The sequence below is a fragment of the Castellaniella ginsengisoli genome (assembly GCF_040955415.1).
Taxonomy (GTDB): Bacteria; Pseudomonadota; Gammaproteobacteria; order Burkholderiales; family Burkholderiaceae_B; genus Castellaniella; species Castellaniella ginsengisoli.
Genome location: NZ_CP158257.1, coordinates 963,128 through 983,639, shown reverse-complemented (window position 1 = coordinate 983,639; position 20,512 = coordinate 963,128). Strand labels below are relative to the sequence as shown.

Sequence of the window (20,512 nt, the reverse complement as noted above, 5' to 3'; positions counted from 1 at the left end):
ACCGGGCCGGGCAAACGTGCCGCCGCCCGGCTTGCGCCCGTAGCGGGCGCATTCTACGACAGGCGCCGGCCGCTGATTTCTTCGATATAGGCGCGGACGGCAGGGTCTCCGACCAGCGGCAGGATGTTGTCGCAGGCCAGGATGTCCATCGGCGGGCGTGATCCCGAAATCACATAGCCCTGGACGTAATCCACGCCCATGTCGGTGAGCGCGCGCAAGGTGGCGACGTCCTCGACCCATTCGGCGATGCACTCCATGCCCAGGTTATGGGCCAGATCCACGATGCTGTTGACGATCGCGATGTTGGCTTCGCTGGCCAGCATGTCGCGGATCAGGGTGCCGTCGATCTTGATCATGTCGGCCGGCAATTCCTTGAGGTACGAGAACGAGGTATAGCCGGCGCCGAAATCGTCCAGGGCCACGCGCGCGCCCATGCGCTGCAGGCGCCGCATGAACTGGCGGGTGCGCTCCAGGTCCTGCAGGGCGACGCCTTCGGTGATTTCCACGCACAGGCGCCGGGTGAACTGCGGCTGCTGGTTGAGAATGCCGAACAGGACGTTGATGAAGCGATCATCGTTCAGCGAGACGCCGCTGAGGTTGACGTTGACCTGGCGGGTCTGGCCGAGCTTCAGGTGGTGCTTGGCCATCCACTCGAGCAAGGTGGTGAAGACCCATTTGTCGATGGCGGTGACCATGCCGCTGTCTTCCGCCGCCTGGATGATCTTGCCGGTCTGGAGCGGACGCGCGCCGGTCGTGCGCACGCGCAGCAAGGCCTCGAAATTGAGAGTCTGCAGTGGGTGGCGCAGCGACATGATGGGCTGCATCTCCAGGTAGATGTCTTCTGAGGTGCCGGTGCTCTCGAGCTGCTCGAACAGGTGCATCTCGTCGATGTGGTCGAACAGCTCGCGGGCGTTTTCCTCATACAGGACGACGTCCTGGTGTTGCTTGCGAGCATCGCGGCAGGCGCGGCTGGCGGCGGCGATGGCGTCCTTGGGGCTCATGGTGCGGTCGATGTCGATCAGCCCCATGGCGCTCTTGAGCTGGAAGGCCCGCTCTCCGACATACAGGGCCGAGCTGTTCAGGCTTTCGATCATGTCCTGCGCCACGCGGCGGACTTCGCTGGCCCGCTTGCCCGGGAACAGGATGAGGAATTCGTCGTTGCCGATGCGGCCCAGATGCTGGTCTTCCGTGATGGAGTATTTCAGCCGTTCGCAGACCATCTGCAGCAGCGTGTCGCCGGTGGAGTGGCCGAACAGGTCGTTGACGCGCTTGAGGTGGTCCAGATCCAGGAAGGCCAGCGCGCAGGGCGTCTTGGTCTGCTGCAGGTCTTCGATGGCCGTCTGCATGGTTTTCTCGATCCCGCGCCGGTTGAGCGTATCGGTCAAGGGGTCGTTGTCGGCCATCAGGCGCAGTTTGCGGATGGTTTCGGTCCGGGCGCTGATGTCTTGCAGCGAACCTTCGATGCGGCTGCCGACCAGCGTGGCGCGCAGCAAGAAGCTGCGGGGCGTCGCGTCGGGCGAGGCCTGGATGCGCTGGATCTCGGTGTCGCGGCCCTGTTCCGTGGCCACGGAGATGGCCAGCCAGTCGACCTTGGGAAAGAAGTCGTTCCAGGCAAGCGCGTGCAGGTCCGCCTGCCTGCCGATATCCAGGATGTCGCGCGCGTTGGGGCTCAGGTGCTCGAAATGCCGCGTGGCCCCCAGCGTGAACAGGCCCAGCGGCGTGAGCGTGTCATGGGCGATCAGGTCGTTGCGTTGGCGCAGGCGCAGTTGGCGGTCTTCGCGCATCCGGTCGGCCGCCGCCAGGGCAATCAGCAGATTGCACAGCAGCAGCGCGCCCGCGCCCGGGAAGGGGGAGATCAAGGACGTGCGCCCCAGGCCCGCCAGGATCAGGCCGGTCAACAGGATCGCCAGGGCCAGGCAGACGCCGATCGTATGCCAGAGCTGGGAGCGCGTATTGAACCGGAACAGGCCATAGGTCAGGGTGACCGCGACCAGGGCCGTTGCCAGCCAGGCGGTGAGGAAGGTGATGAACTGGACCCAATCGGCGGGCAGCGCCAGCAGCGCCAGGAACAGGGCGATTGCGCTGATGCGGCCGACCCGGCGCAGGCGGCGCGTGATGGCGGCATCCAGGCTGGGCTGGAACAGCATGGTGAAGAGCTGGACCGTCAGAATGTAATGAAGCAGGATGGTCAGCTTGCGGACCCAGGCCAAGGCGTCGGGCGGGATGATGGCGCCCAGGAACTGGTGGTCCCATCCCAGCGCCCAGGCGCCCAGGCGCATGCTGCAGAGGATCCAACAGGCCAGCACCAGATAGGGCGGCTCGCGCATGGTCAGGGCGATGATGGCCAGGAAGGCGGCCAGGGCCAGCAGGCCGCCTTCGAGCAGGCCGATGGCCTGGGCGGTGTGCGCGGTGGCGCCGGCCAGCGCAGGGCGCGGCCATTGTTCGATGGACAGCCGGGCCGGTATGGACAGATCCAGGCGGCACAGAACCTGATCGGCCGCTGGGGGATGCGGCAGGCGCATCTGCTGCCCGAGCAGGCCATTCTGAACCGAGAGCGCCGTCAGGGGCTCTCCGGCGGAGGCCAGCCAGCACGCGGGCGCTTGGGCCGTATGGACGGGGAGCAGCAGGGCGGATCGCCGGGTTGCGTCGGCGGAATGATCCGCCGGCAGATCGGCCAGCAGCCAGACCGGACCGGCCGGAACGGATTCCGCCAGTCGGGTGGGGCGGCTGCGTAATTGCGCCAGGGCCTGCTGCGTGGACAGTGCGGAGGCCGCCGGCAGGAAGCGGGCCGTCAGCGGCTGGCCGGTGGCGTCTGTGTAGCGTGGCTGCAGCAGCAGCGAGGCCGCCAGGGTCAGGGCGATCAGCAGGGGGATGCCGATATACAGCAGGAACGACCAGATGCGCCCAGTGGCCGGGTGGGGGGGGGTGGGACTGGACGAGCGGGAAAAAAGCGTCTTGATCGCCATGCAGCAAGGAGGAGGAACGACCTTCCGGTGCGTCAGTGCCCAAACCGGGGCGATGGGTGATTGACGTCCCGGATGGGTCGAAGTTTAGGCCCGGTGGGGAATACGCTCCTGAGCATACAGTTCCTGGAGGGTTTCGCGGGGGCGGATCAACCAGGAATTCTGCCCATCCACCAGGACTTCCGCCGCCCGGGGACGGGTATTGTATTGACTGGACATGGAAAAGGCGTAGGCGCCGGCGGACTGGATGGCCAGCAGGTCTCCTTGCTCCAGGGGCAGTGCGCGGCCGCGGGCCAGCCAGTCGCCGCTTTCGCAGATCGGGCCGACGATGTCATAGGTTTCGATGGGCGTGCCGGTGCGCGGAGCGACCGGCACGACGCCATGCCAGGCCTCGTACAGGGCCGGGCGCATCAGATCGTTCATGGCCGCGTCCACAATGGCGAAATTGCGCGCTTCGGTCCGTTTGAGGTATTCGATCCGGGTCAGCAGCACGCCCGCATTGCCAACCAGGGACCGGCCCGGCTCCAGGATGAGCTGCAGGTGGCCCATTCCCCGGGCGGCGAGCGCGGCGAACACCGGGGTCAGCAGTTCCGCCGGGTCGGGCGGGTTCTCGTCGGTGTAGCGGATGCCCAGGCCGCCGCCCAGATCCAGGTGCCGCAAGGCGATGCCGTCGGCCGCCAGGACGTCGATCAGGTCCAGCAGCTTGTCGAGCGCATCCAGGTAGGGGGCGATCTGGGTGATCTGGGAGCCGATGTGACAGTCCACGCCGACGATTTCCAGGCCGGGGTGCTGCAGCGCCTGGCGGTACAGTTCGGGCGCCTGGCGGATGTCGACGCCGAATTTGTTTTCTTTCAGGCCGGTGGAGATGTAGGGATGGGTGCGCGCGTCGACGTCGGGGTTGACGCGCAGGGACACCGGCGCGCGCACGCCGAGTTCGCGGGCGATGTCGGCCAGGCGCTCAAGCTCGGCGGCGGATTCGACGTTGAAGCATTTGATGCCCGCGGCGAGCGCCTTGCGGATTTCCCAGCCTTGCTTGCCCACGCCCGAGAACACGACGAGGCGGGGATCGGCGCCCGCCGCCAGGATGCGTTCGAGTTCGCCGCCCGACACGATGTCGAAGCCGGCGCCCAGTTGCTGGAATTCGTGCAGCACGGCCAGGTTGGAGTTGGCCTTGACCCCGTAGCAGATCAGCGCGTCGTGCCCGGCGATGGCCCGCGCGTAGCGGTGCCAGGCGTCGTGCAGCGCCGCGCGGGAATAAATGTACAGGGGGGTGCCGTAGCGGTCGGCGAGTTCGGGCAGCGGGATGTCTTCGGCATGCAGGATGCCGTCCCGGAGGGGAAACTGGGTGTCTGCGGTCATGAAGATCAAGGGCGCGGAGCGGAACGAGGGTCCGGCGCGGGCGCCGGCGCGAGGGTGGGCGGAGCCGCCAGCGCGGCGTCGGCCGGTGGCGGATCGGGCAGGCGCAGTTCGCCTTTCATGCCGCAGCCCGCCAGTGCGAGGGCCAGGCCGGCACCGGCCAGCAGGCGCGTGAAGGGCAGCAACGTGGAATGGGTCGTCATCAGAAGGGCACGCGGACGGGTTGGGGAATGGCGGCGCCGGAGTCTGGAGCGGTATCGTCGTTGCGCAGTTGGTCCAGCAGGCTGCCGATGCCATCCAGGCCGTCGGCGGGCGCGCCCGGGACGGGATCGCCAGGCGCGGGCAGGCCGACGCGGGCGATGGCCGTGCCCGGAGGGAATTCGGCGAAGTAGAAATCACCGTTGATGCGCGACAGGCCGCTGGGCACGGGGCCGGGCGGAATTTCCGGCTGGTCCGCCAGGGCCGTGCGCATGTAGTTCGCCCAGATGGGCAGGGCGGCGCCGCCGCCGGTCTCGCCCTGGCCCATGGACTTGGGCTGGTCGAAGCCCATCCAGGCGACCGCCACCAGCTTCGGCGTGAAGCCGGCGAACCAGGCGTCCTGGGAGTCGTTGGTGGTGCCGGTCTTGCCGCCGATGTCGTTGCGTTTGAGTTCGCGGTGGGCGCGCGCGCCGGTGCCGACGGTGGCGACGCCGCGCAGCATGTCGTTCATGACATAGGCCGTGCGTGGATCGATCACGCGCGCCAGCGTGTCGCCCGCCACGGTGGGGCGCGAGCGCATGATGATCTTGCCGGAGCTGTCGGTGACGTAATCGATCAGGTAGGGCGGCACGCGATAGCCGCCGTTGGCAAAGACGGCATAGCCGCCCGCCAGTTGCAGCGGCGTCACGCTGCCGGCGCCCAGGGCCAGCGGCAGCACGGCCGGCTGGCGCGAGCGGTCGAAGCCGAAGCGGGTGACGTAATCCTGTACGTATTGGGGCCCCACGGCCTGCATGATGCGGATCGAGACCATGTTCTTGGACTTGTACAGCCCCTGGCGCATGGTCAGCATGGGCTCATAGGATCGACCGTAGTTCTTGGGATTCCAGGCCTTGGAGCCGGTCTGCTCCGCCGTTAGGGAGAAGGGCTCGTCCGAAATCTGCGTCGCGGGCGTCAGCCCCCGCTCCAGGGCGGAAGCGTAGATGAAGGGCTTGAAGGACGAGCCCGGCTGGCGCCAGGCCTGGGTGACGCGGTTGAACTTGCCTTCGTCGAAGTCGAAGCCGCCCACCATGGCCCGGACGGCGCCGTCCTGGGTGGCGACCGAGACGAGGGCGGCCTGGATGGTGGGTTTGTTGATGAGTTCCCAGTATTCCGGCGTCTTGTGCACGTAGACCACCGAGCCGCGCCGGATGCGCACGGCTTCCTTGGCGTTGGGGACCAGGCCGCGCGCCACGATACGCAAGGCGCGCTTGTCGGTGATGTCGATGATCTGCTTGGCGGTGCGGGCGACCCGGATTTCGGTCGGACTGGCCGACAGGACGATGCCGATGAGCAGATCGCCGTTGTCCGGATGTTTGTCCTGCTGCTCGTCGAGCAGTTCGTTGAGCGCCTCGGGATCGGATTCGATGCCCTGGGGCAGGTCGATGTTCTCTTCGGGGCCGGTATAGGGCGCGCGGCGGGTGTAGTCCAGGATGCCCTCGCGCACGGCCTGGTAGGCGGCCTCCTGGTCCTTGGAGTGGATGGTGGTGTAGATATTGAAGCCGCGCGAATAGATATCGTCCTGATAGACGCCGTACAGCAACTGGCGGGCGAGTTCCGCGGGGTAGTCGCCATGCACACCATAGCGTCCGCCGGGGGTGTTGGCCGCCGAACGGATCACGATGGGCTGCTCCTGGGCCTGCTGGTATTCGGCATCCGTGAGATAGCCCAGGGAGCGCATGCGGCCGAGGACGTAGGCCTGGCGCGACTTGGCGCGCTCGAAGTTGGCGATGGGGTTGAAGCGCGACGGGGCCTTGGGGATGCCGGCCAGCATGGCGGCTTCGGCCGGGGTGATTTCGGACAGCGGCTTGCCGAAGTAGGTGCGGCTGGCTGCGGCGAAACCGTACGCGCGGTGCCCCAGAAAGATCTGGTTCATGTAGAGATCGAGGATCTGGTCCTTCGTCAGGGTGGCCTCGATCTTGAAGGTCAGCAGCAGTTCGTAGAATTTGCGCGTGTAGGTTTTTTCCGACGACAGGTAGAAGTTGCGCGCCACCTGCATGGTGATGGTGCTGGCGCCCTGCGTCTTGGACATGTGGATGGTATTGGCCAGGGCGGCGCGCAGCACCCCTGCCCAGTCGATGCCGCCGTGCTGGTAGAAGCGGTCGTCTTCGGCGGCAAGGATGGCGGATTTCATGACGTCCGGGATCTCGTCGAACCGCAGGACGTTGCGGCGTTCTTCGCCGAATTCGCCGATCAGGACCTTGTCGGCCGTGTAGATGCGCAACGGCACCCGGGGCCGGTAGTCGATCATCGCCGTCAGATCCGGCAGATTGGGCCAGGCCAGCGCCAGCGCCAGACTCATGAGCAGCGCCCCGCACAGGCCCAGGCCTGCGAACAGCACAAACGCTTTGAGGACCAACCGCGTGAACCAGGAGCGTGCCGCCGGGGCCTTCTGCTTGGAAGAGGTAGTGGTGGATTTCATCAGAGGCGATTGTAAGCCCTGGCTGGAGCGGGCCAGGAGGCGGTGCAGAAGTCTGTGTAACAGGATGATGCGTCCATGGCGCGGGCGGACGAGGCTGGCCGGGGGACGGCTGATGCGATAATACACGTAAACGAACAGCCCGATGCCTTGCCATGACGATGGAATGCGCCCCCGATTCGACCCGGAGTCCCCCTGAGGGGCTGGACGAGGCGCGGCCGGTTTTCCTGGTCGGCATGATGGGTGTGGGCAAGACCACGATCGGCCGCCAGTTGGCGACGGCGCTGGGGCGGGAATTCGTCGACCTGGATCATGTCATCGAGGCGCGGTGCGGCGTGCGCATCGCCACCATTTTCGACATCGAGGGCGAAGAAGGGTTCCGCCGCCGCGAAACGGCCGCCCTGGATGAATACACGCGCCGGCCCGGCCTGGTGCTGGCCACGGGCGGCGGCGCCGTACTGGCCGAGGAAAACCGCCGCATGCTGAGCGAGCGCGGCTGCGTCGTCTATCTGCGGGCCGGGGCCGACGAGCTCTACCGGCGCGTGGCCCGCGACCGCAACCGCCCGCTGCTGCGCACCGCCGATCCGCGTCAGCGCATCGTCGACCTGCTGGCCTGCCGCGAACCGTTGTACGAAAGCGTGGCCGCCATTACGCTGGACACCGGCGACCAGCCGGTCGCCCAGGTGCTGCGCAACCTGTTGCCGCAGTTGCCGGTCCGGCCGGCGGTCCAGGTTCCTTTTACGGAATGACCCCCATGCATACAGTCCAGGTTGAGACGCCCGGCGGACACTATCCCATCCATATTGGCGCAGGCCGGCTGGACGCCGTCGCGCACAGCATTCCGCCCGACGCCACGGCGATTGCGGTCGTCACCAACACCACGGTGGGCGCCCTGTACGGCGCGCGGCTGCGCGCCGCCCTGGAAGCCGCCGGCAAGCCGTTGCTGACCATCGAGCTGCCCGACGGCGAGCAGTACAAGACCTGGGAGTCCCTGGACCGCATCTTCGATGCGCTACTGGAGGCGGCCCTGGACCGCAAAGCCGTGCTGGTGGCCCTGGGCGGCGGGGTGGTGGGCGATGTCTGCGGCTTCGCGGCGGCGTGCTACATGCGCGGCATCCGCTTCGTCCAGGTGCCTACCACGCTGCTGGCGCAGGTGGATTCCTCGGTGGGCGGCAAGACGGCCATCAATCACCCGCGCGGCAAGAACATGATCGGGGCGTTCTACCAGCCCCTGGCCGTGGAAATCGATCCGGGTGTCCTGGCGACGCTGCCGGCCCGCGAGATCTCCGCCGGCCTGGCCGAAGTCGTCAAGTACGGCATGATCGCCGACCCCGGGTTCTTCGATTGGTGTGAAGCGCATGTCGATGCCCTGCGCGCGCTCGACGGCGAGGCCATCCGGCACGCCGTGCGCCGTTCTTGCGAACTCAAGGCCTGGGTCGTTTCCCAGGACGAGCGCGAATCGGGCGTGCGCGCCATTCTCAATTTCGGCCACACGTTCGCGCATGCCATCGAATCCGGCCTGGGCTACGGCCAGTGGCTGCACGGCGAAGCCGTGGGTTGCGGCATGGTCATGGCGGCCGAGCTGTCCGCCCGGGTCTGCGGCCTGGAAGCCGGGGCCGTGGAGCGCATCCGCGCGCTGGTGCAGGCCATCGGTTGCCCGACCCTGCCTCCGGGGCTGGGCGCCGGCCGCTGGCTGGACCTGATGCGGGTGGACAAGAAAAATGAAGGCCGCCACATCCGGTATGTATTGTTGCCAGCCCTGGGACGGGCCGAAGTCCGGGCGGTCGACGACGAGATCGTGCGGCCGCTGCTGCCGGATGTTCCGGAGGCGTAGAGTCCGCTTGCACCAAGGAGTCGCGAAGGCATGAAGAATCGGATCGAACCGGCCTCATACGCCAGCCGCCCGGAGGGTTCCCGGGGGCGCCGCCATCCAGAGCCGCCGCCGGCCGGCCGCACCGATTTCCAGCGCGACCGCGACCGCATCATCCATTGTTCCGCCTTCCGCAGGCTGGAATACAAGACACAGGTTTTTCTCAACCACGAAGGCGATCTGTTCCGCACCCGCCTGACGCACAGCATCGAGGTGGCGCAAATCGCGCGCACGCTGGCACGCAATCTGGGCGTGAACGAAGACCTGACCGAAGCCATTGCCCTGGCGCACGATCTGGGCCATACGCCTTTCGGCCATGCGGGCCAGGATGAGCTCAATGCCTGCCTGCGCGAGCTGGCGCCCGCCGCCGGGGGCTTCGAGCATAATCTCCAGAGCCTGCGGGTGGTCGACGAGCTTGAAGAGCGCTATGCCGGCTTCAATGGCCTGAACCTGTGCTTCGAGACCCGCGAGGGCATTCTCAAGCACTGCTCGCGCAGCCATGCGCGGCGGTTGGGTGAAGTCGGCGCGCGTTTCCTCGACGGCACCCAGCCTTCGCTGGAGGCGCAACTGACCAATCTGGCAGACGAGATCGCCTACAACAACCACGATGTGGACGATGGCCTGCGCTCGGGGTTGATCACGGTGCCTCAGTTGCTGCAATTGGATATTTTTGCCTCGCATCACGAGCAGGTTCTGCGCCGCTATCCGGATGCCGAGCCCAAACGCCTGGTGTCCGAGGTCATCCGCGCCATGATCAATACGCTGGTGCAGGATCTGACGCGCACCACGGCGGACCGCATCGCCCGGCTGCGCCCGCAATCGGCCGATGAGGTCCGGGCAGGCCCGCCGCTGGCGGCTTTCTCGGACGAGATCCGCGCCCAGGCCGATGCGCTCAAGCAGTTCCTGCTGAAAAATCTGTACCGGCATTCGCAAGTCATGCGCATGACCTACAAGGCGCGGCGCATCGTGCGCGACCTGTTCCGCGTTTTCCTGGACGATCCCCGCTTGCTGGCCGACGAATACCGGCGCGACGACGCGACGGCGCAGGCCCGCGCGATCGCGGACTACATCGCCGGCATGACGGACCGCTACGCCATCCGCGAGCACCGCGCAATCAACAGAATGGATTAGCCTGGCACGCGACAGTCCCCTGCGGACTGTCGCGTGCCAGGCTAATCCGAGCGGCGTGCCAGCCGCGAGGTGGAGAGCTGCTGCGGCATGAGAAGTCCCCTGCGGACTGTCGCGTGCCAGGCTAATCCGAGCGGCGTGCCAGCCGCGAGGTGGAGAGCTGCTGCGGCATGAGGGGCCCTGGATTGGAGGACGCGCAATGACACACCTGATGTCGCCTTCGGATCATGTCGGCATGCTGGAGTCCATGTTGTCCGCGATAGGCGTGGAGGCGCCGCCCGGATCGGTGTGCGTGGCCGGCCGGGCCGGGTTGGCCTCGCGTTATCCGGTCAGTGGCCTGGCCTGCGCCGCGCTCGGTGCGGCCGCGCTCGGGCAGTGAATCGCGCGCGGTCAGCACCAGCACCGGACAGCGGTCGTCGCGCCCGCGCAGGCGGCGCAGGAACTCATGGCCGTCCATTCCCGGCAATCCCAGGTCGAGGATCAGCGCATCGAATTCCTCGACCGCCAGGCGGTGTTCGGCCAGTTCGGCGTCGTCGGCCCAGTCGACCGTGAACCCGCCGTGGCGGGCCAGGCCGCGAGCCAGCCACGTGGCCAGTTCGGATTCGTCTTCGATCAACAGGATGCGCATGCTGCACATCATAAGGTCCGCTATCCGGGTTTCATAGTGGCGGGAATTGTGTGTAAATGCGAAACTGCCGGCAACAGGGCTTGGGTGCCGGAGGACTGGGTGAAGCGTACGTTGTCCGTCGTGGTCCTGCTGCTTCTGGGCATCGCCGTGGTGCTGGGCGCGGAGCGTCTCGACCGCGCCCGCAGCGATGCGCGGGCCATGGCCGACGTGAGCCGGCAGCTTGACGACCGCGTTCTGCGCTTGCAGGCCGATCTGCGCGTGCTGCAGGACCTGAACGGCCAACTGGCCGGCGCGCTGGCGGCCGAGCCCGGCGCGGAGGAAGGGCCGTTTTCCCGGATGGCGCCGCGCATGGCCCAGGAACGGCCCGACATCCGCAGCATCGTGTTCGTCCGCAAATTACGGATCGAACGCGTCTATCCGATCGCCGGCAATGAGCCCATTCTTGGGCTGGATTACAGCCTGCGGCCCCAGTTCATGGCCAAGATCACCCACATGATCCGGCACCGCGTGCCCGTGATCGACGGCTCCACGCGCCTGGTGCAGACTGGCCGGACCGGCCTGATCTTTCGCATGCCGATCTTCGATGTCGCGCAGGGCGACGACCGCGATTACCGGGGCATGACGGCGCTCACGGTCGATCTCGAAGAGATCCTGCGCCGCGCGGGGCTGCTCGGCGCGGAAGCGGGTTTCGATGTGGCGATCCGCAGCCGCGAAGCCGCACAGCCCCTCTATGGGCTTTTCGGCGACAGCCGGCTGTTCGAGCAGCCGCACGCCGCCGCGGTGATCGAGCTGCCGGATGCGGTCTGGGAATTGGCCGCCGTGCCCAAGAAGGGGCTAGCCGATGATTCCGCGCGCGCCTGGCTGATCCGGGGAGGCGGGGCCGCCGTGACGCTGGTTCTGGTGCTGGCGGTGCTCTATCGCAGCGGCGGCTGGCGATGTCCCCGGCCGGGCCGCCGGGATGGCCTGGCGTCCCTGCGCACGCTGTTGCTGGCCGCCACTTTGGCGCCGATGCCGCTGATGGTCGGCCTGGCGGGCTGGCTGGTGTTCACGGCTTCGATCGAGGCCGTCCAGGATCTTGAACGGGGGCAGGTCGATGAACTGGCGGATCAGCTCAAGAACAAGGTCGTCGATTTCTTCGAGGTGCCGCGCGCCGCTGCGACGTTCAATGCCGGCCAGGTCCAGAGCGGGCTGGTCGGTCTGGACCAGCGGGAAGCCCTGTTGCGCAGCTTTCTGCTGCAACTGCGCCAGCAGCCCCTGCTGACGCTGCTGTCCGTCGGCACGGCCGAGGGCGGCTACCTGGCGGCGGGCCGGCCGCCCACCGGGGCCGAACACAGCCTGCACGTCCTGCAGGCCGACCCCGGCGATGGCGGCGTGTTGCGCGTCGACCGCGTGGGCGACGACAACCGGCGCAGCACGTCGGTGGCGGGCAGCGGCAGTCTCCGTTTCGATCCGCGCAAGCAGCCGTGGTTCGAGTCCGCTGTGCGGACCGACACCCTGGGCTGGTATTCGGCCGATCGCTACGCCTTTCACCACCAGGACAATTTTTTCGAAGGTATGGGCATGGGCATGTCGGTGGCCTTGCGCGGAGCGGATGGCCGACTGGCTGGTGTCCTGAGGGCCGACGTGGCGCTGTCGCAGATCAGCCGGTTCTTGCATGCGGAAATGAGCCGTACCGGAGGCATCGCCTTTCTGGCGGAATCCGGCGGAGCGCTGCTGGCCAGCTCAGGTCTCGAGCCGGTCTACCGCCTGGAGGGCGATGAAACCCGCCGGGTGTCTGCGGATCAAAGCGAGGCGGAAGGCACCCGCTTGCTGGGGGCGCGCATTCTGCAGTCGGGTCTGAGCCAGGGGCGCCAGGCCCTGTCGTTCGAAGGCCGCCGGTTCTTGGCCCGCTGGCAGTCGATCCAGTTGCCGGATGGCCCCAGGCTGATCATCGCCCTGGCGTTGCCGGAAAGCCGCTATGCGGAACCGGCCGAGCGGGCCTTGAACCGCATCGGTTTGCTGATCCTGGGCTTCTGGGTGGTCGGGGTCGTGACCGCCTTGCTGGCGGCGTGGTGGCTGTCTCGACCTTTGCTGTCCCTCAGCCGCTGGGCCGAGGAGCTTGCCGAAGGCGCAGGGCACGACAGCCCCTCGGTCCGCAGTCCGGTGCGCGAGATCGTCGTTCTGGCGGATGCGCTGGACCGCATGGCCAGCCGGCAGCGCAGCCACGCCAGGGATCTCGAACGCCAAGTGGCCGAGCGCACCCAGGCGCTCGTGGAGGCCAACCAGCGCCTGGTCGGCCTGTCGCTGACCGATGGCCTGACCGGGCTGGCGAACCGCCGCCATTTCGACGAGGTGCTGGCGCGCGAGGGCGACCGGTCCCGGCGCGAGCGCCGGCCGATGAGCCTGCTGATGCTGGATGTGGACTGGTTCAAGTCTTACAACGACCAGTACGGGCATCCGGCGGGCGACGTCGTCTTGTGCCAGGTGGCCCGCATCCTGCTCGAATCCGTACGCCGCCCCGGGGATCTGGCGGCGCGTTACGGCGGCGAGGAATTCGCCGTGATCCTGCCGGGCCTGGACGTCGAGGCGGCGAGAAACCTGGCCGGGCAGATCCGCGCCCGCGTCGAGGCGCTGGCCATCACGCATGCGCATGGCTTGTCGGGCCGGGTCACGATCAGCATCGGCGTGGCGGAGATGGACCTGGACGACGCCCATGCGGCCGAAACGCTGGTCGGCCAGGCCGATGCGGCGCTTTATCGGGCCAAGGACAACGGCCGCAACCGTGTCGAGGCCGCCCGCGCGGCTTCGGCGCCTTTGGCGGCGGAGCCCTCCTAGGCCCCGGGCTGCTGCGCCAGCACGCTTTTGAGCCAGCGGCCCGTGTGGCTGCCGGGCGTGGCGGCGACGGCTTCCGGCGTGCCCTGGGCAATGATCCGGCCGCCGCCCGCGCCGCCCTCGGGGCCCAGGTCCACGATCCAGTCGGCGGTCTTGATCACGTCCAGATTGTGCTCGATCACCAGAACGGTGCTGCCCGCATCCACCAGGCGCCGCAGCACGCCCAGCAGCACTTCGATGTCGTGGAAGTGCAGGCCGGTGGTGGGTTCGTCCAGCACGTACAGGGTGCGCTCCGAGCCGCGCCGGGACAGCTCCTGCGACAGCTTGATGCGCTGCGCTTCGCCGCCCGACAAGGTCGTGGCGCTCTGGCCCAGGCGGATGTAGGACAGGCCCACGTCCGCCAGGGTCTGCAGCTTGCGGGCCACGGCCGGCACCGCCTGGAACAGATCCAGGGCCTGGGCCACCGTCAGGTCCAGGATCTCGCTGATGGACAGACCCCGGTAGCGGATGTCCAGGGTTTCGCGGTTGTAGCGGCGGCCTTCGCAGACTTCGCAAGGCACGTACATGTCGGGCAGGAAATGCATTTCGACGCGCACCACGCCATCGCCCTGGCAGGCTTCGCAGCGTCCGCCCTTGACGTTGAAGGAAAAACGCCCCGGATCGTAGCCGCGCAGGCGGGCTTCGGGCACCCCCGCGTACAACTCGCGGATCGGCGTGAACAGGCCGGTGTAGGTCGCCGGGTTGCTGCGCGGCGTGCGGCCGATGGGGTTCTGGTCGACGCTGATGATCTTGTCGAACGCGCCCAGCCCTTCGATGCGGTCGTGCGGCGCGGGATCGGCCTGCGCCCGGTTCAAGGCCTGGGCCAGGGCGGCCACCAGCGTATCGTTGATCAGGGTGGATTTCCCGGATCCCGAGACGCCGGTGATGCAGGTCAGGCGTCCCACCGGGATGGCCAGGTCGACCGATTGCAGGTTGTTTCCCCGGCATCCCAGGGCGCGCAGCCAGACCTGGTCGGGTCCGACCGGCCGGCGCGGCGCAATGGCGATCCGCCGGGCGCCCGACAGGTACTGGCCGGTCAGCGACTGGGGGTCCGCCATGATTTCCGCAGGGGAGCCCTGGGCGATCACGCAGCCGCCCTGCTCGCCCGCGCCCGGCCCCATGTCCAGGACGTGGTCGGCGGCGCGGATCATGTCCTCGTCATGCTCGACCACGATCACGCTGTTGCCCAGGTCGCGCAGTTGCCTCAGGGTCTCGATCAGGCGGTGGTTGTCGCGCTGGTGCAGGCCGATGGAGGGCTCGTCGAGCACGTACATGACGCCGGTCAGGCCTGAACCGATCTGGCTGGCCAGGCGGATGCGCTGGGCCTCGCCGCCGGACAACGTGTCGGCGCCCCGGTCCAGGGCCAGGTAGCCCAGGCCGACGTTGACCAGAAAATCCAGCCGCGCGCGGATTTCCTGGATGATGCGGTCGGCGACCTCGCGCCGGGCGCCGTCCGGCGTCCAGTCGAGGAACCACTGCCGGCAGTCGGCCAGCGACAGGGCTTCGATTTCGTACAGGGCGCGGCCGCGCCGCGGGCCCGGATCCGTGGGGGCCTCCGAGCCGGCCGCCCCGGCGTCCGCCTTGCGCTCGACGTGTTCAGAGATTCCCGGACCGATGAAGACGTTGCGGGCTTCGGCGCACAGACGGGCGCCGCGGCATTCCGGGCAAAGAACCAGATGCCGCAGCCGGCCGAGTTCCTCGCGCACGGCGTTGGAATGCGTTTCGCGCCAGCGCCGCTCAAGGTTGGGGATGATGCCTTCGAAGGCATGCCGCCTCAGGGTGGGGACGCCGCCTTCGCCCAGATACTGAAAGGCGATTTCCTGGCCGTCGGAGCCGTGCAGGATGTCGTGCCGCACGGCCGGGTCCAGCGCCTGGAAAGGGGTATCCAGGTCGAAGCCGTAATGTTGCGCCAGGCTCACCATCATGGCGTAGCTGAAGGCGTTGCGGCGGTCCCAGCCGTGGATGGCGCCGGCCGCCAGGCTCAGTTCCGGGAAGGCGACGACGCGCGCCGGATCGAAGGATTCCACCTGGCCCAGCCCATTGCAGGTCGGGCAGGCGCCGGCCGGGTTGTTGAAGCTGAACAGACGCGGTTCCAGCGTGCCCATGCCGCGCGCGCAGACCGGGCAGGCGTAGGCGGCGGAAAAGGCTTGCTCCTGCTCCGTGTCCAGATCCAGCGCCAGGGCGCGGCCGTGCGCCAGTTCCAGGGCGGTCTCGAAGCTTTCGGCCAACCGCTGGCGGCTGTCGGGGCGTACGCGCAACCGGTCCACGACCACGTCCAGATCCCAGGGGCGCTCGGACGCGGCCGGCGGCGGGCCGCCGTCCAGCGACTGGATGACGCCGTGGATGCGCACCCGCACGAAGCCCAGCGCCTGCAGGCGGCGGCATTCGGCCGCCAGGTCGTCCTGGCGGGCGCGCGCCACCGGCGCCAGGATGGCCACGCGGGCGTCCTCCGGCCGGGACAGGACATGGTCGACCATCTGGCTGACGCTTTGCGCTTGCAGTGGAAGAGCGTGATCCGGGCAGTAGGGGGTGCCGACCCGGGCGTATAGAAGACGCAGGTAGTCGTGGATCTCGGTGACCGTGCCCACGGTCGAGCGCGGATTGTGGCCGGCGGTCTTCTGTTCGATGGCGATGGCGGGCGACAGGCCGGTGATGACGTCCACGTCGGGCTTGTCCATCATCTGCAGAAACTGGCGGGCGTAGGCCGACAGGCTTTCGACATAGCGGCGCTGGCCCTCGGCGTACAAGGTGTCGAACGCCAGGGAAGACTTCCCGGATCCGGACAGGCCCGTCAGCACGACCAGTTGCCGCCGGGGCAGGTCGACCGAAATATTCTTCAGATTGTGGGTGCGCGCGCCGCGGATGCTGATGGCGTCCATGCTCTTGTGCTTTGTGCCTGATTCGTTCATGTGTCCTGGATTCCCGGACTCGCATGAGGCTTGCCCAGAGGGTCTCTAGGGGAGTTCAGGTTTTTCAAAGGCCAACTTGATACTATAACGCGCAGCACCTCTTCTTTTGGCGTCTCCATGTCCGCATCTTCCCGTCCGCGCACGCCCCCGCTTCGCCTGACCCCCCTGGAACGACGCAGCAGCATCGCTCTGGCGACGCTGTTTGCCGCCCGGATGCTGGGGCTGTTCCTGCTGACGCCCATCTTCGCCGTCGCGGCGGGCGCCCTGATCGGGGGCGACGATCCGGTCCGGGTGGGGCTCGCGCTGGGGGCGTACGGCCTGACCCAGGCGGTCATGCAAATACCGCTGGGCATGGCCTCCGACCGCTACGGTCGGCGCCCCGTGATCGTATTCGGCATGTTGCTGTTCGTGGCGGGCGGGGTGATCTGCGCCCTGACCAACGACGTCGACTGGGTGACGGTCGGGCGCGTGATCCAGGGCCTGGGGGCGGTGTCGGCCGCCATCACCGCCTGGATCGCCGATGCCACCCGCCCCGAGGTCCGCACGCGCGCCATGGCCATGGTGGGTGGGTCCATCGGGCTCTCCTTTGCGCTGTCGCTGGTGCTCTCTCCGCTGCTGGTGGGCGAGTTCGGCCTGTCGGGGCTGTTCTGGGCCATCAGCCTGCTGGGCTTCGTCTGCCTGCTGATCGCGATGTTCTTCGTCCCCGATGTGCCGCGTTCCGAAGCCGACATCGTCCAGGCGACGGTGCGCGACGTGCTGGGCCATCGCGACTTGCTGCGCCTGAATTTCGGCGTCTTCTGCCTGCACTTCATCCTGATGTCGCTGTTCATGGTGGCGCCCGGCCTGCTGGGCAGCCTGGGGGGCTACGATTCCGCCACCCTGTGGCAAATCTACCTGCCGGTCATCCTGGCGTCCTTCGTCCTCATGGTGCCGGCCGTCTTCTACACCGAGACGCACAAGGCGCACAAGCCCGCGCTCGAGTGGGCGGTGCTGGGCCTGGCCGTGGTGCTGGGCCTGCTGCCCTGGCTGACGGGCTCCTTCTGGCTGGTCGTGGCGGCCTTCATCGCCTTCTTCGTGGCCTTCAATATCCTCGAAGCCCTGCAGCCCTCGCTGGTCTCGCGCGTGGCGCCGCCCGCCTACAAGGGCCTGGCGCTGGGGTTCTACAACACCGCCCAGTCCCTGGGCGTGTTCGCCGGCGGGCTGCTGGGTGGATTCCTGGCGCGCAGCGGCGGCGCGTCTCTGGTGTTCTGGGCCGGCGCCATGCTGGCGGCGGTGTGGCTGTTTACGGCGCGCGGATTCAAGGGGTCCTGAGCTGGCGGGGCTGCTTGTAGGGGTTGACCCGCGTAGGCGATAATGATCATTTGATGCATTTCGATGTGCCCAGGGCGGCTTCAGTCTCCGATAATGGCAGCCACATCGTTCACTACAGGATTTTCCGCCATGGCCTCCGTCAATAAAGTCATTCTCGTCGGCAACCTGGGGCGCGACCCCGAAGTCCGCTACAGCCCGGACGGCGCCGCCATCTGCAATGTCTCCATCGCCACGACCTCCCAATGGAAGGACAAGGCCTCGGGCGAGCGCCGTGAAGAAACCGAGTGGCATCGCGTGGTGTTCTACAACCGCCTGGCCGAGATCGCCGGCGAATACCTCAAGAAGGGCCGCGCGGTCTACGTCGAGGGGCGCTTGAAGACCCGCAAATGGCAAGACAAGGAAACCGGCGCCGACCGCTACAGCACCGAAATCGTCGCAGACCAGATGCAGATGCTGGGCGGCCGCGATAGCGGCGACTCGGGCGGCGATTCGGGCGGCTTCTCCCAGCCGCCGGCCCGGCGCGCGCCGCAGCAGCAACAGCAGCCCCGTCCCGCCGCTCCGGCGGCGGCTCCGGCCAGCAACCTGTCCGATATGGACGACGATATTCCGTTCTAGAACCCGCTTGGCTCAGGAATACGTCGCCATCGAACGGACGCGGGGCTTCAGAAATCCACGGAGGCGGAGAGCATGACCGTGCGGCCGGCGCCGTTGGTGGCGAACGTGCCGCTGGCCAGCCAGTAGCGCTCGTTCGTCAGGTTGTCGACGTCGGCCCGCAGGACGACCGCCTTGCCTGCCACCTTCGTGCGATAGCGGGCGCCGAACCCGAACGTCGTCACACTGGGGAGCTCAAGAGTATTGGCGCTGTCGAGGTAGATCGACGAGGTGTGGGCCACCCGGCCGTTCAGGCTCAGGCCGTTGAGCCAGGGGGCATCCCAATCCAGCCCCAGGTTGAATGCCTGGCGGGGCACGCCCGGCGCTGAATTGCCCTCATGCAGGCCGCCGGGGGTCTTGGTCAGACGGCCTTGCACGAAAGCGGCGCTGGCCAGCACGCGCAGGCCGGGCCGGATTTCGCCGTACGCGGATAATTCCAGGCCGCGATTGCGCTGTTCGCCGAAGTAGCCGTAGACATTCCCGGCATTGGCCTGGGCCGAGGGGCGGGCCAGTTGATAGACCGCCAGCGTGGTCGTCAGGCGGCCCCAGTCCATCTTGACGCCAGCCTCGTATTGCTTGGATTTGTAGGGGGCGAGGATTTCGCCGGTGTTGGCGTAGCCCGGGCCTACGATGCGGCCGCTGGTCAGGCCCGCCGTGTAGTTGCCGTACAGTGAGAGATCGTCCAGCGGCTTGATGACGAATCCGGCCACGGGGGAGACCGCGCTGGCCTTGTAGCGGCTGGTCCGGGCTTCGGTCGTCGTGTCGTAGCCGTCATTGATGACGGTCTGGCGGCGTGCGCCCAGCGTCAGCAGCATCCGGTTCTGGGCGAAGGAAAGCGTGTCGGCGATCGCCAGGCTTTCCAGCGTCGTTTCCGCGGCGCGCCGCATGTCTTGCCGCACCGCCGCGCTCGGGGGCAGAGGCGAGGGATCGTAGATGTTGGACGGGACGATCACCGTGCCCGGAGAATAGGCATTGCCGGCCTCCTGATCCAGGCGGGTGGCGCCGAGCGTGAGGGCGTGCCCGATGCCCGCCGTGGTAAAGCGCGCCTTCAGGCCGATGTCGCCGCTCCAGGTCTTGGAGTAGGAGTCGTAGTACGTGTTCATCACGTTGAAGTCGCCTTCGACCGTACGCGGCGCGAGGGAAATGGGGAATTCCTGCTTGACGGTGTTGTCCCGGTAGCCCAGGCCTGCATAGACCGTCAGGGCATCGGTCAGGTCGTACTCCAGCCGGGAGGCGACCGTCCGGTCTCGCTGGAGCAGTCTGGCGTCCGGGTAGAAAGTGATCCGGCCATCGGGGGCGTCGGGTACGGCTGGCAAGCCGGTGAAAGACATCTGCCCCCGGAAACCATCGATATCGTCGTCCTGGTAGAGGGCGTCCAGCGACCAGCGCAACCGGCTGCCCCGATAATCCAGCGCGAGCGCGCCCAGACCTAGTTTCTGGCCGCCCCCGTTGATGGACGCCTCGCCGCCGCGCAGCACGCCATTGAAGCGCACGCCCCAGGCATGATCCTCGCCAAACCGCCGGCCCACATCCAGGTGGGAGGACAGATTGGCCTTGCTGGCATAGGTTGTGGTCAACCGGGTCAGCGGCTCGTCCTGCGCGCGTTTGGTGACGATATTGACGCTGCCGCCGATACCGCCGTTGGGCGGAATGCCGCGCATCAGGGTGCCGGGCCCTTTGAGCAGTTCGACCCGCTCGACCATTTCCATGGGAATCCGGTTGGCCGGGAGCAGGCCGTACAGGCCATTCAGGCCTGTGTCGCCCGTGGTGATCGGAAAGCCCCGGATCGTGAAGTCTTCGCCGAATCCCCCTGTGGACGTCGTGGCGCGGACCGAAGCGTCATTCACGATGACATCGGCCAAGGTGCGGGCCTGGATGTCTTCCAGCATCTGTGCGGTGTAGTTGACCGTGCTGAAAGGCGTGTCCAGGGCGTCGGCGGTGCCCAAAATGCCCAGGCTGCCGCCCCGGGCGACTTGCCCGCCGGCGTAGGGCGGGGGCAGTTCCGATGAGCCCCGTTCGCCCTGGATGGTGATGGGCGACAGCGTGGCCGTCGCCGCGGTTTGCGCCGCGGCGCTCGACGCCAGCAGGAGGCTTGCGGTGGCGGCGCCGCACAGCAGCGGCCGCAATGTGTCGTTGAGGCGCGGGTTGCGGATCGGGAGGAGTGCGGGAACAGGCCTGGAATCGGTCATTGGA

12 protein-coding genes and 1 pseudogene are annotated in these 20,512 nt (G+C 67.6%); 6 read left to right on the top strand and 7 right to left on the bottom strand.

What is annotated here, in order from left to right:
- Positions 1-53: 53 nt before the first annotated feature.
- From ABRZ00_RS04600 to ABRZ00_RS04585, 4 genes are all read right to left on the bottom strand, one after another.
- A complete protein-coding gene (locus tag ABRZ00_RS04600; RefSeq protein WP_368640967.1) occupies positions 54-2,966 on the bottom strand; it encodes a putative bifunctional diguanylate cyclase/phosphodiesterase in 2,913 nt (970 codons plus the stop codon).
- A gap of 84 nt (positions 2,967-3,050) precedes the next feature.
- On the bottom strand, positions 3,051-4,322 hold the full coding sequence (gene lysA, locus ABRZ00_RS04595) for a diaminopimelate decarboxylase (RefSeq protein WP_343837654.1): 1,272 nt from the start codon (positions 4,320-4,322) through the stop codon (positions 3,051-3,053).
- Positions 4,323-4,327: 5 nt separating this feature from the next.
- Entirely contained in the window at positions 4,328-4,522 is a 195-nt protein-coding gene (locus ABRZ00_RS04590; protein ID WP_368640968.1) for a hypothetical protein, read from the bottom strand.
- A complete protein-coding gene (locus ABRZ00_RS04585; protein ID WP_368640969.1) occupies positions 4,522-6,975 on the bottom strand; it encodes a penicillin-binding protein 1A in 2,454 nt (817 codons plus the stop codon). The genes ABRZ00_RS04590 and ABRZ00_RS04585 overlap by 1 nt, the downstream gene beginning before the upstream one ends.
- 158 nt (positions 6,976-7,133) lie before the next feature.
- Here ABRZ00_RS04585 and ABRZ00_RS04580 point away from each other — a divergent pair, with 158 nt between their 5' ends.
- From ABRZ00_RS04580 to ABRZ00_RS04570, 3 genes are read left to right on the top strand one after another with little or no spacing between them, the layout of a single operon-like run.
- A complete protein-coding gene (locus tag ABRZ00_RS04580; protein WP_368642784.1) occupies positions 7,134-7,721 on the top strand; it encodes a shikimate kinase in 588 nt (195 codons plus the stop codon).
- A gap of 5 nt (positions 7,722-7,726) precedes the next feature.
- Positions 7,727-8,806 (top strand): 3-dehydroquinate synthase, encoded by a 1,080-nt coding sequence (aroB, locus tag ABRZ00_RS04575; protein ID WP_368640970.1) that lies wholly within the window; start codon positions 7,727-7,729, stop codon positions 8,804-8,806.
- 30 nt (positions 8,807-8,836) lie between these two features.
- Positions 8,837-9,973 carry a deoxyguanosinetriphosphate triphosphohydrolase gene (locus ABRZ00_RS04570; protein ID WP_368640971.1) on the top strand — a complete coding sequence of 379 codons (1,137 nt, stop codon included), beginning with the start codon at positions 8,837-8,839 and terminating at the stop codon, positions 9,971-9,973.
- A gap of 340 nt (positions 9,974-10,313) precedes the next feature.
- Here the strand turns inward: ABRZ00_RS04570 and ABRZ00_RS04565 are convergent.
- Positions 10,314-10,598 (bottom strand): annotated as a pseudogene (locus tag ABRZ00_RS04565) (response regulator); the annotation flags it as partial.
- A gap of 99 nt (positions 10,599-10,697) precedes the next feature.
- Between ABRZ00_RS04565 and ABRZ00_RS04560 the strand changes: the two are divergent.
- Positions 10,698-13,412 (top strand): diguanylate cyclase, encoded by a 2,715-nt coding sequence (locus tag ABRZ00_RS04560; RefSeq protein WP_368640972.1) that lies wholly within the window; start codon positions 10,698-10,700, stop codon positions 13,410-13,412.
- Here ABRZ00_RS04560 and uvrA read toward each other — a convergent pair.
- A complete protein-coding gene (gene uvrA, locus ABRZ00_RS04555) occupies positions 13,409-16,327 on the bottom strand; it encodes an excinuclease ABC subunit UvrA (protein WP_368642785.1) in 2,919 nt (972 codons plus the stop codon). The two genes, ABRZ00_RS04560 and uvrA, sit on opposite strands and share 4 nt — an antisense overlap.
- 147 nt (positions 16,328-16,474) lie before the next feature.
- Between uvrA and ABRZ00_RS04550 the strand changes: the two genes are divergently transcribed.
- Positions 16,475-17,668, top strand: coding sequence for an MFS transporter (locus tag ABRZ00_RS04550; protein WP_368640973.1), 1,194 nt, complete (start codon positions 16,475-16,477; stop codon positions 17,666-17,668).
- A gap of 129 nt (positions 17,669-17,797) precedes the next feature.
- Positions 17,798-18,283: a single-stranded DNA-binding protein gene (ssb, locus tag ABRZ00_RS04545; RefSeq protein ID WP_343837685.1), complete on the top strand. Its 486-nt coding sequence runs from the start codon at positions 17,798-17,800 to the stop codon at positions 18,281-18,283.
- A gap of 47 nt (positions 18,284-18,330) precedes the next feature.
- On the opposite strand, the gene ABRZ00_RS04540 is transcribed toward ssb, so the two are convergent.
- The gene (locus tag ABRZ00_RS04540) at positions 18,331-20,508 is read right to left on the bottom strand and encodes a TonB-dependent receptor (protein ID WP_368640974.1); all 2,178 of its coding nucleotides are present in this window, start codon (positions 20,506-20,508) and stop codon (positions 18,331-18,333) included.
- Between the last annotated feature and the right edge of the window lie 4 nt (positions 20,509-20,512).